This window comes from Bradyrhizobium acaciae (genome assembly GCF_020889785.1).
In the GTDB taxonomy this organism is placed as follows: Bacteria; Pseudomonadota; Alphaproteobacteria; order Rhizobiales; family Xanthobacteraceae; genus Bradyrhizobium; species Bradyrhizobium acaciae.
Map to the genome: position 1 here is coordinate 1 of NZ_JACMYK010000085.1, position 12163 is coordinate 12163.

Here is a 12163-nt window from a genome sequence, read left to right on the forward strand (position 1 = left end):
CCGCGGCCGGCGATCCCGTTTGCCAAGGCGACATCATCGAGGTCTCAGCCGGCGGTCGGGTCGAAATCCGCCTGATCGACGGCACGATGCTCAATTTGCCCGCCGGCACCCGGCTCGAATTGGGCGACGTGACGCAGGACACCGGCAGCAGCGTGCGGCCGGGACTGTTCGCGAAAACCAGAAGCATCTTCCGCTTCATCGGGAGCCGGCTGGCAGGGACCGGCGTCCTGACCTCGGACACGCCTGTCGGCACCGTTCGCGCCAGCGGCCTCGGCATGTTGTCGTTCGCCGCGCTGACGTTCTCGCTCCTGAAGGACGCCCGGGCTGCGGAGCCGAACGTCACGTTCCTCGACGACGACAGCATCAATTACAAGGACCTCCACCACGGCGTGTTCGAGCTGGTGACCAAGGAGGCAAACCCCAGGCACATCATCGTCGACGACCCCGGAGTGACGGTCGTGCTGACTACCAAGGGGTCGTCGGTCGGTGTGAACCAGGTCACGAATAGCCCCGCCCACATGCAGGAATTGCGCGACGCCCAGCAGGAGACGCTTGCCAATTACGCGAAAGGAATCGGGCCAAAAGGGTCCGGCACGACCACCTATGATGGGTCGCCGCTGCTGCAACCGATCAATTTCACTGAGCCTGACCCGTCATTGACGCCTAATCAGCTCGCACCGCTCCCGGGGATATTCTTCCCGCCCCCCTTCCTCTACACCCCGCCGCCGCCGAAGCCGCAACCACTCCAGCTGACCTTCGGCGAGCCACCGCCGCTGACGTTGAACGAGAGGCATCTGACAGCGACGCCGCTCGACGACCACATCGCCGGCTCGTCGCCGAACGCGGCGCTGACGACGACAACAGGCAGCTTCGGGATCGTGTTCGCCAGCGCGCAGGACGCGGCGGGCGCGGCGGTCAGCTACGCGCTGACGATCACCGGCGGCAACGGCACGGCGTCCGGGGTGATCGACTCGCACACCGGGCTGGCCGACGTTTTGGTTCTGAGCGGCAACACCATTGAAGGCCGCGTCGGCGCGACTGACGGGACGATGGCATTCACCATTGTGCTCGATCCGGCGACGGGATTTGTGACGTTCACCGAGTACCGGGCGGCGACACTGCCGCTTGGCACCGGTACAGGCGACAACGATCAGGTGCCGCTGGCGGCCGGGGTCATATTCCTGGTTGCGACCGTGATGAAGAACGGCCTGACCCAGAATCTGGCCCTCGATCTCGGCAGCAAGCTGATCGTCATCGAGGATGACCCGAGCATCAGCACAAACGGCGCCGGTCCCCAATTGATGCTGAGCGAGACGCATCTGACGGCGACGGTACTGGACGACAACATCGCCGGCTCCGCGCCGAACGCGGCGCTGACGACGACGTCTGCCGACTTCTCGACAGCATTCATCCCGGTTCAAGGCGCGGATGGCGCGACGGTCAGCTATGCGCTTGCAATCACCGGCGGCGATGGCGCGGCCTCGGGCCTGATCGACTCGCACACCGGCCTCGCCGACGTGCTGATTCTGAACGGCAACACGATCGAAGGCCATGTCGGCACGACCACCGGCACGCTGGCGTTCACGATCACGGTCGACCCGGCCACCGGGTTCGTGACCTTCACCGAGTACCGGGCGGTCAAGCAGCCGTTCGGCACCAATCCGGACAGCGGCGAAGCCGTGACTCTGACGGGTGGACTCGTCAGCCTGATTGCAACCATCACGGACCAGGACAACGACTTCCAGAGCGCAAGCATCGATCTCGGCAGCAGGCTGAGCATCAGCGACGACGGCCCGACGATCAAGGCCAATGGCGCCACGCCATCGCTGACGCTGAGCGAGAGCCACCTGACTGCGACACCTCTGGACGACAACATCGCGGGCTCGGCTCCTGACGCGACGCTGACGACGACGTCGACCGGTTTTTCGACCGCATTCAGCTCGGTCCAGGGCGCGGATGGCGCGACAATCCACTATGCGCTGACGATCGCCGGCGGCAACGGCACCGCGTCGGGTCTGGTCGACGCCCACACCGGCCTTGCCGACGTACTGGTTCTGAACGGCAATACCATCGAAGGCCATGTCGGCACGACCACGGGCACGCTGGCCTTCAGCATCGTGCTTGATCCACTCACGGGGCAGGTGACTTTCACGGAGTACCGTGCCGTGAAGCAGCAGGCCGACGCAGAGGCCAGTGCGTTGAGCGCCGGGGTCGTCGGCCTGGTTGCCACGATCACGGACAGCGACGGAGACTATCAGAGCGCCAGCCTTGATCTCGGCAAGCAACTCTCGATCACCGGCGATAACCCGAGCATCGGCACCAATGGCACCACTCCCGCTCTGACGCTGAGCGAGACGCATCTGACGGCAACGGCGCTCGACGACAACATCGCAGGCTCGGCGCCTGATTTGGCACGAACGACGACCTCTGCCGACTTCTCGACGGCATTCACATCGGTTCAAGGTGCGAACGGCGCGACCATCGGCTACGTGCTGACGATCACCGGCGGCAACGGTACTGCTTCAGGCCTGACCGACTCACATACCGGCCTCGCCGACGTGCTGGTCTTGAACGGCAATACCGTCGAAGGACATGTCGGAGGGATTGGCGGCACGCTGGCCTTCGCCATCACGGTTGATCCGGTGACCGGACAGGTGACCTTCACCGAGTATCGGGCGGTGAAACAGCCGCTTGGCACCAGCCCGAACACCGGTGAAGGCATAACCCTGGGCGCCGGGCTTGTGAACCTGGTCGCGACCATCACCGACAACGACGGCAACGTTCAGAGCGCGAGTCTGGACCTTGGCAAGCAACTGACGATCACGGACGACGGCCCGAGCATCAATGCGTCGGGCGCGACCCCATCGCTGACACTGAGTGAAACACATCTGACCGCGACGACGCTGGACGACAATATCGCGGGCTCTGCGCCGAATGCGACGCTGACGACGACGTCAGCCGACTTCTCGACGGCGTTCAGCTCGGTTCAAGGTGCCGATGGCGCGACGATCGGCTACGCGCTGAAGATCGCCGGCGGCAACGGCAGCGCGTCGGGCCTGGTCGATTCGCACACCGGCCTCGCCGATCTGCTGGTTCAAAACGGCAACACGATCGAGGGCCATGTCGGCTCAACCACCGGCACGCTGGCGTTCACGATCACGGTTGATCCAGCGACCGGACGCGTCACATTCACCGAGTACCGGGCGGTGGTCCAGCCGCTCGGCACCGACCCGGACAGCGGCGAAGGCGTGACGCTCGGCGGCGGGATAGTCAGCCTGACGGCAACGATCACCGACAACGACGGCGACTTCCAGAGCGCGAGCATCGACCTTGGCAAGCAACTGACCATCACCGATGATGGCCCAAGCATCAAGGCGAACGGAACCACGCCATCGCTGTCGCTGAGCGAGAGCAATCTGACGGCGACGGTGCTCGACGACAACGTCGCGGGTTCGGCTCCGAATGCGTCGCTGACGACGAAGTCAGCCGATTTCTCGACGGCGTTCTCCTCCGTTCAAGGCGCGGACGGCGCGACAATCAGCTATATGCTGAAAATCACCGGCGGCAATGGTACCGCGTCGGGCCTGATCGACTCGCACACCGGCCTCGCCGATCTGCTGGTTCTGAACGGCAATACGATCGAAGGCCGCGTCGGCGCAACCACCGGCACGCTGGCATTCACCATCACGATTGATCCAGCGACCGGCCTCATCACCTTCACCGAGTACAGGGCGGTGATGCAGCCGCTCGGGACCAGCCCGGATACCGGCGAAGGCGTGACGCTGGGCGCCGGGATTGTGAATCTGGTCGCGACCATCACCGACAAGGACGGCGACTTCCAGAGCGCGAGCCTCGACCTTGGCCGGCAACTCACCCTCACCGACGACGGCCCGAGCATCAAGACGAACGGCATTACGCCATCGCTGTCGTTGAGCGAGACGCACCTGACCGCGACGACGCTGGACGACAACACCGCTGGATCGGCGCCAGACGCGTTGTTGACGACAACGTCAGCCGACTTCTCAACGGCGTTCACATCGGTTCAAGGCGCGGATGGTGCATCCATCGGCTACGCACTGACGATCACCGGCGGCGACGGAGCCGCCTCCGGCTTGATCGACTCGCACACCGGTCTCGCCGATGTCCTGGTCCTGAACGGCAACACGATCGAGGGACATGTCGGCTCGACCACCGGCACGCTGGCGTTCTCGATCGAAGTCGACCCGGCGACCGGGCTCGTGACCTTCACCGAGTATCGCGCGGTGATGCAACCGCTCGAGACCAATCCCGATACCGGCGAAACCGTCGCGCTGAACGCCGGAACGGTCAACCTGGTTGCAACCATCACCGACAAAGACGGCGACTTCCAGAGCGCGAGCTTTGACCTCGGCAAGCAGTTGACGATCGCGGACGACGGCCCGTCAATCGGCGGCTTCTCGGAGACCGCTATCGCCGCTCAGGACAATCAGGTCGCGAGCGGCACCTACCATGTCAATTTTGGCGCGGATGGCGATGCCGGGATGTTCGCCGCGGTCCACAACGGCGCAGTCGGCACCACCGGCTACAATCTGGCGACGTCAGACCTCGGCGGCGGCATAACCTCCGTGCATGTCACCGGAAATGGCGATGACTACAGTTTCTACTATTCGACCCATGCGGCGAGCGGCGGCGTCGAAATGGACGCCTACCTTGCGGACTCAGGCGGTGCGCTGTCCGATCCGTACTTCAAGCTGCTGATCAATCCGGACGGGACCTATTCCTTTGATCTCGAAAGCGTCGATGTGCTGAAGCAGGTGACCGTGGCCGGCTCCACGTTCGGCGCCTCAGGAGGCGGCACGCCATCGCTGACCGCTCCGGACGGAGAGCTCGTCATCACCGGATCTAACACCGCCGGTCAGCCGATGGACGTCAAGGCGTCGAACAACGGCATCGCCGTCGGCGATACCGGGTTGAGCATGGATCCTACCGAGCAGCTGAATCTGTCGTTTTCGCAGGAGCAGCCGCAGGTCAGCTTCATCCTCACCCAGTGGCAGGGTAACGGCGCGGCCGGCGTCGTCTTCAAGATTCTGGATGGCACCGCCGACGTTCACGACTTCAGCATCGACGTTCCCAAGCCGCAGGGCGGCACCACCAACGTCGTCGTGCAAGAAACGTCGGATGCTTCGCTGATCAATACCGCGGCTTTCGACAGCGCATCATCGACCTACACGCTCTACGTCGGGAAGGAGTTCAATCAGGTCCAGGTTGACTACGATCACACGGCAAGCGGAAACGCCACCTTCACGGTCAACAACATCACCTATAACGAGAAGACGACGATCCCGAGCACAGATCTCCTGTTCGACGTGCTCGCAACCGACAAGGACGGCGATTCTGCCGCGACCAGCCTTCAGGTCGATATCCAGGGCCTCACCACCGGGGCGGCGGCTGCGATGGGCGGCGCTTCCCTGTTCGACCAGGTTACCCACGTACAGCACGATTTGATCTTGTAAGGGCCCTGAAGCCTGGTGAGGGTCCCGGCCCGCGTCGTATGTTGACGCGGGCCGGGACTAATTCTCACCTCAATGCCAGCCCTCGCCGGCCTTCAGCGCCGCCGACAGGCTGCGCACCGGACGGGTCACCAGCGGCTCCAGATCGAAGCGCTTCTCGAGCAGTCGCAGGATCGACGTGGTGTCGAAGTCCTCATGCGCGACACCCGACTTGTTGAAGCGCTTGGCAATCAGCAGCGCCGGAACGCGGGTACCCGGACCCCACTGATCCGCGGCCCTGGCCTCGGCACCGCGACGGTTGTGCGGCGGGGGCGGAACGTGATCCCACTGCCCACCGAACTCGTCGTAGGTGATGACGATCAGCGTGTTCTTGCCGTCCGGCCCTTCGACGATCGCCTTGACGAGATCAACGAGATGCTGGCTGCCTTCGGATTCGCTGGTGTAGCCGGGATGCTCATTCTCCTCGCCGATCGGCTTGACGAAGCTGACCTGCTTCAGCCGGCCGTTCTTGGCTGCCTGGATGAACTCTGCCTCGTCCTTCAGGTGATCCCTGCGGGCCTGCGTTCCGGGGGCATAGGAGGCGAAGTAATTGAGTGCCTGATGGTGGTATTGAAAGTCCACGTCCGGGCAATTCGGGAACACCGCCGTGGCGACATGGTTCGGATCGGTGCAGGTCGTGCCGTTGCCGTTGGTCCAGCCGGAGGCGCCGACGTCGCCATTGGCGTTCGACCAGCCGCCCGAATACCAGGCCCAGTCAACGTGCTTGGCCGACAGCCGGTCGCCGATATTCGGCGTATGCAGCGGCGGCAGGCGCTTGATGTCGGGGGTGCCCGGGGCATAGGGCTGGTAGGTCGGCTGCGTGGTGTTGACCGCATAGTCGCCGCAGGCGAGGCCGGCCGGCAGCCCGGTCTGGTTGCACTTTGCCGTCAGCTGCGCGTCCTTCACCGTGGAGGTCGGCGTGTAGAGCGGCGTGCTGGTCGGCATGCCGTTCGCATCGACGATCGCGTGGAAATCGTTGGCGCTGCCGTCGTTCAAGGCGCCGACGAACTGCGGCGCCGCGGCCGCGACCAGGAACTGGTGATTGAGGAACGAACCACCGAAGGCGCCCTGGAAGAAGCTGTCGGCGATGACGTAGTTCGGCGCACCTTGGCCGTGGAGATAGGTGTAGATCGGCAGCTTCTTGGTGTCGTAGTAACCCATCACCAGACCCGCCGCGTCGCTGCCGGTCACGTAGCGGTTCTGCCGGCCGCCATTGAGTTGGTACTGCTCGCTGTAGAAGCGATGCACGATGTCCGCGGTGCATCCGCCGGGCGCGCCGGTGCCGTTGAGGAAGCCGTGTGCCGCGAACGAGCCGAGCGGCTTCGGACAGGTGGTCGCCGAGGTCGGAATGAAATCGTTGATTTCGAACGGCTTGTTCTTGAAGGCGCTCAGGATCGCGACCGAGCCCGTATTGTCGGTGCAGCTCGTCGGCTGCGACGACGGGGAGGTCAGGTTGACGTCGTTCTGCAACAGACAGGCATAGACGGTCTGATTGTCCTGGCGGACCTGCAGCGTATGAGCCTGGTCGGCATCGGACGTGCCGTTGATCTGGTCACGACCGACATCGCCCCAGTGACCGTAGAGGTTATCGAAGCTGTGGTTTTCCTGATAGATGACGACGATGTGCTTGTACTGATGCACACCTTCATGGCCACGGTCACGCAGCTCGTCACGCACCTCGTGCTTGAACTCATCAACGATCTTTTCGACCAAATTCTCGGCGTTTGCCACCGGCGAGATGGCAACGGCGCCAGCAACAACTGCGAGCGCCGGAATGGCTCCCCAAAGCCGCATAGTGCTCTCCTGATTTCAGAAAGAAATAGAAATGGAGTTACACGCTATGCAAAACACATTTCGCCGGGATGACTGTTTTTCAACGCGCGCATAAACCCGTGAAAAGATCGCTCGTGCACCGACGAATTTTCGTCCTGTCGGACACAGATCGGTTGCGGTTCGTTGATCGAACGTCATCAAACCGCAATCAACAGTCGTCTATCCAAACAGATGGTCATTGATCCTGCCGACAGGAAACTGTCACCTCCGTGACATCTTCCGACGCACGGCAGCGCGTATGCTTTGTGACAGGGGCGTTTTCTCGCAATGGCTTGGGATATTCTGGCGTCACACTCCGGGAAACCTCGTTCTACATTCACCGAACGTAACAGGAGACCGACGCTGGTCGCGCTGCTGGCGCTCGTCGTGGCCCTCGTCCCGTTGCGCGCGGTGGCGTTCCCGCTGGGTGGCGACCAGACCGTGCTGCCGGCCGGAACTGAATTTTCAGAGGAGGCGCTGGCGCGGCCGCGCGAAATCTTTCATTCCGAAGCGATGGGCGGGCGGAAGTCCTATCTGGTCAATCTCGGCGATCTCGCCTTCAACTCGCCCTCTATCCTCGGCGGCAAGGCGCGCCAGGCCGAGATGAGCTGCGGCACCTGCCACGTCAACGGTGCATCGAACCCGAAACTGTTCGTTCCGGGCGCGTCCTCCCGCCCCGGCACGTTCGACACCACCAGCCTCGTCTTCAACGCGAAGACATTCAACAGCATCCTCGATCCGGTCCGGATTCCAAGTCTGCGGGGCGCCCGCTACCTCGCCCCCTACGGACATGACGGGCGCATCACCTCGCTGCGCGACTTCATATACAATGTCATCGTCAACGAGTTTTCCGGACCGCGGCCGCGCGACGAGGTTCTCGACGGCCTCGTCGCCTATATCAACGATATCGATTTCCTCCCCAATCCGAAGATTGCGCCTGGCGGCAGGCTCGCCGCGCAGGCCAGCCTCGCCGAGCGCCGTGGCGAAGCGCTGTTCTTCAAGCCGTTCCCGAAGCAGGCCGAGTTGAGCTGTGCCGGCTGTCACAGTCCTGCCGGAACCTTCAACGACCAGATGCGCCACGACGTCGGATCCGGCGGACTGGTCAAGACCCCCACGTTGCTGAACGCCAATTTCAATGCACCGTACTTCCACGACGGTCGCTACGACACCTACGAACAGGTGGTCGATCATTTCGATCGGGTGTTCGACCTCGAACTGTCGACCCGGGATACGCAGGACCTCGTGGCCTATCTGAATGCGGTCGGCGACGGCGAACGCCCCTTCGACAAGGACGGCGTCGTGCTACGGATGAAGGAGGTGCTCGAGCTCTCGAGCGTCCTCGAGGTCGCGATCCCGGCCGCCGACACCGCCGTGGTGTCGCTGGCCGTGACTGGGGTCGGCGCCGAACTGCGTGAATTGACCGAGCATATCCCCGACATCAGGAATGTTTCGATCGGCGGCAGGGACGAGCGGCTGGCGGCGCGCGCGATCCTGAAGGACCTCGTCCTCACCCTTCGCCGCATCGATCTCGAAGTCGGGGCCGGCCATATCGACGAAGCGATGGCGGAATATCGCAAATTCGCCCAGCTGGTGCATTTCGACGTGCCCGTCGCCCTGAAGAAGGCCGAGCCCTGGTCGCTGTTCAACGGCAACGTGCATCAGTCGCACTACACGGCGCTCGGCCGAATGCTGCCGGTGACAAGCCGGCAATCGCAGTAGCGCGCTGCACGATCACTGCGAGGCCGGTGGCTCGACCCAGACGTCGCTCTGCTGGATCCTGCGGATCAACACCTGCGGGTCGAATTTGCGTAGACCTGCGGGCATTTCAAAACTCTGCGCCGGCTGGGGTTCGTCGCGGATGTGAACTGCCGCGATCACCGTCCCGTCAGCGGTTCTGACCTGCACCGGGAAGCTGCGCTCGCGGTCGATCCAGCCGACGAAGCCGGAACCCGACGGCGCCGTGATCCGATAAACATCCGTGTCGCGGCCCGCTAGCGCTTCCGCACCGTCACGTTGGCAATGCCAGGTCGCGAGATCAACCGGCGCGGATAGCTGGGCGATTGCCTGCCATTGCCGGCAGGGATCGCTCGGATCGACCGGCACGAACATCCGGGTCAGCGGGCTGGACTGCCGCGCATCCATGAACACGCCTGCGGCGGGACGGACGAAATACGCCGCGGGCTTGGCCGTGTCGATCAGGAAGAAACCATCCGGCAACGCCCTCGCCTCGATTCGCGCCTTCTGTTGCGAGACCCGCAGCGTTCCCAGGCTGGTCGTCGTTTCGTCTTTCCGCGCAACCAGCTCGGCGGAAAACTGCTGCGCCATGGCCGCTGTCGGAACGTCGGCCAGGATGGCGACGGCAAGCAGGCAGCCTGCGGCCCTTCGGTCTCTCGAGCACGTCTTCGCGTTGCGCTTCATCGCATGGTCCCGGTCGATCAGGTGGTCGGCAGGCAAAACATGACAGCGCCGACCGAACCATCGGTTCGATCGGCGCTGGCCGTGGATGAAATCAAGGCCGCGTGCTGGACGAGAGCTCGATCACTCGGTGTAGGGCAGCGAGACCGGCTTGCTGAAGTCGAACGCGTCGAACAGATCAGAGAGCGCCGGGCTGTTGGTCGGGACGTACTCGTTGTTCTTCGCGTAGGACGGGTTCGGCAGGTTGTCGCGGCTGCGGTTCGTGAGCGGCTGGAGTGCCCAGTTGCGCTCGATGAACTTCAGCAGCGAAACGTGGTCGGCGTAGTTGTGGTTGACCTTGCCGCCCGTCGAATAGGGCGAGAGGATCAGGGTCGGAACGCGCGGTCCGTCGCCGAAGAAGTCGATCGACTGCGTGTAACCGGAGTCCCAATAGCCGCCGGCTTCGTCCCAGGTGATGAAGACGGCGGTGTCCGCCTTCAGCTCCGGATTGTTCTCCAGCGCGCTGAGCACGTTGAGGACATAAGCCTCGAACAGATCAACCTTCGAGCTCTGCGGATGACCGTCGAGCAGACCGTCCGGCTTGCCGAACGACACCGCAGGCAGCTTGTTGCTCTGGATCGCCGTGATCAGATCGGCAGTGTCCTTGATGTGAGCCTGACGCACGGCCGGGTTGGCCATGATCGAGGTCGCATACTGGAACGGATTGCAGATCTGGCAGTAGGCGACACCGAGCGCGTGCGCCGGATCGGCGACCGCAGCGGCGCCGAGGTTGGGGTTCGACGGATTGGCGGCAACCGCAGCGTTGGAGAGCGCCACGGCGTCGTTATACGCGCCACCATAGAACGCCCAGGAGATGTTCTTCTCCATCAGCGCATCGCCGATCGTGCGCACCGACGACGGCGGCACGTTGTTGCCACCCGAGAGCGCGCCGTTCGGCAGATAGCCCGGATTGACGTTGTTGAGCATGTAGTAGTGGTTGGGCTTGCAGTTCGGCTCCGCCGCGTACGGCAGGTTGTTGAGGTAGGTGACGATCGGCTTCACGCCGGGCTGGAAGACGTCAGAGCAATTGCTCCAATTGCCATCGACGCTGTACCGGTTGACCGAACCGGCGACCGGGTTCGGGTTGGCGATCAGTTTCGCCGGCGGCGTCACCGGATTGCCCTTGCCGTCGCTCCAGAACGCCGCATCGCCGGTGCCGAGCATGAAGTGGTTCGCGCCGGTGCCGCCATGGAACGACTGGTGGAAGTTGTCGCTCAGGGTGAAGCGGTCGGCGAGCATCTTCAGAACGGGAGCCTGACCCTGCTGGGCGTTGTAGAAGCCCATCGAGTTGGCCATGCTCTTGTTGGACGCCGAATAGGTCGCCATCACGAACGGGAACAGGTCGTTGAGGCAGCCCGAATTGTTCTTCTTGGTGGCGCTGGCGGCGCTGCAGTCTTCCTGCTGCCAGTCCTGATAGAAGCGATGGGTCGAGTCGCCGGTGTAGTCGTCGTCGCTGATCTGCTCGCCCTGCAGCGGGAACGGTCCGTTGAGGCCGCCGGCGCCGGGAACGCGGGTATCGAGCACACCGGTCGGCAGGCCGCTGAAGCCGGTGGTGAGGATGTCGAGATCGGCCGGATCCATGTCCTTCTCGACGCTGGCTTCGGTGATCGTCTTGAACGGAGGCGAAGTGTCGTTCTGCGCGGTCGGCGTGCCGTTGGTGTTCGGCTGCGGCATCACATTGGTCGCGTTGTAGGGCGACTTCGAGATAACAGGCGCACCGATATAGTAGGCCGTCTGGCCCGCGACCGAATACTGCTGCGCCTGCGCAAAGTTCGGTCCCGGCGTTCCGTCCTCGTTGACGATACCCTTCGACAACAGGTTGGAGATCGTCTGCCCCTTGCCCTTCGGCTTGTACACACCGAAGGTGTGATCCAGGCCGCGGTTCTCACCGATCAGAATGATGACGTGCTTGATCGGCGTAGCGGTCTTCACGTTGCCGCCGTGATCCTTGTCACCATGATTTTCATGGTCTTCATGGTTCGCACGAATGCCCTCTTCGTGCGGCTGATGATTGTGATGCGAACGCGTGTCCCAATCACTGCGGCCGCCCGGATAGTGCGCGGCGTAGGCGGCTGTTGCGACGAGCACCGTTGACGCAACGCAGAGCGCCGTGCTGGTTCGCCAGTGCTTTTTGTAATTCAAACCCATTGTCGACCTCAGGTGTTTTGCGGTTAGCAACACACACTGCTTAGTGCGACAGTATGACGCATGGTTTTCGCTTACGTGAAAGCGTGCGGGAAATTTCGAAACGTTCAAAGATTTTCCGTGGAGACATCTGCTGTTGCACGCAGCACCACGATTCGATTCTTCAACTGAAGATCGACAATTGATTGAGCAATCCACGCAACGACGTGGATCGCAAATACACT

5 protein-coding genes are annotated in these 12163 nt (G+C 63.0%); 2 read left to right on the forward strand and 3 right to left on the reverse strand.

All coding sequences use genetic code 11. From position 1 onward, the window contains the following. Positions 1–5492, forward strand: a 5492-nt coding sequence (locus H8A92_RS26570; RefSeq protein WP_229198495.1) for a DUF5801 repeats-in-toxin domain-containing protein, incomplete at its 5' end; no start/stop codon positions are given. Between the two features lie 69 nt (positions 5493–5561). Here the strand turns inward: H8A92_RS26570 and H8A92_RS26575 are convergent. After that, the gene (locus H8A92_RS26575; protein ID WP_229198496.1) at positions 5562–7322 is read right to left on the reverse strand and encodes an alkaline phosphatase family protein; all 1761 of its coding nucleotides are present in this window, start codon (positions 7320–7322) and stop codon (positions 5562–5564) included. Between the two features lie 405 nt (positions 7323–7727). Here H8A92_RS26575 and H8A92_RS26580 point away from each other — a divergent pair, with 405 nt between their 5' ends. Beyond that, positions 7728–9059: a cytochrome c peroxidase gene (locus H8A92_RS26580; protein WP_229198497.1), complete on the forward strand. Its 1332-nt coding sequence runs from the start codon at positions 7728–7730 to the stop codon at positions 9057–9059. A gap of 12 nt (positions 9060–9071) precedes the next feature. Here H8A92_RS26580 and H8A92_RS26585 read toward each other — a convergent pair whose 3' ends face one another. Further along, positions 9072–9758, reverse strand: a complete 687-nt coding sequence (locus tag H8A92_RS26585; RefSeq protein WP_229198498.1) for a hypothetical protein — start codon at positions 9756–9758, stop codon at positions 9072–9074. Between the two features lie 120 nt (positions 9759–9878). After that, positions 9879–11942, reverse strand: a complete 2064-nt coding sequence (locus H8A92_RS26590) for a phospholipase C (protein ID WP_229198499.1) — start codon at positions 11940–11942, stop codon at positions 9879–9881. Positions 11943–12163: the final 221 nt, after the last annotated feature.

Excerpts from the sequence above, each read along its gene's own strand:
- H8A92_RS26575 (WP_229198496.1), bottom strand. The coding sequence starts at position 7,322 with ATGCGGCTTTGGGGAGCCATTCCGGCGCTCGCAGTTGTTGCTGGCGCC.
- H8A92_RS26585 (WP_229198498.1), bottom strand. The coding sequence starts at position 9,758 with ATGAAGCGCAACGCGAAGACGTGCTCGAGAGACCGAAGGGCCGCAGGC.
- H8A92_RS26590 (WP_229198499.1), bottom strand. The coding sequence starts at position 11,942 with ATGGGTTTGAATTACAAAAAGCACTGGCGAACCAGCACGGCGCTCTGC.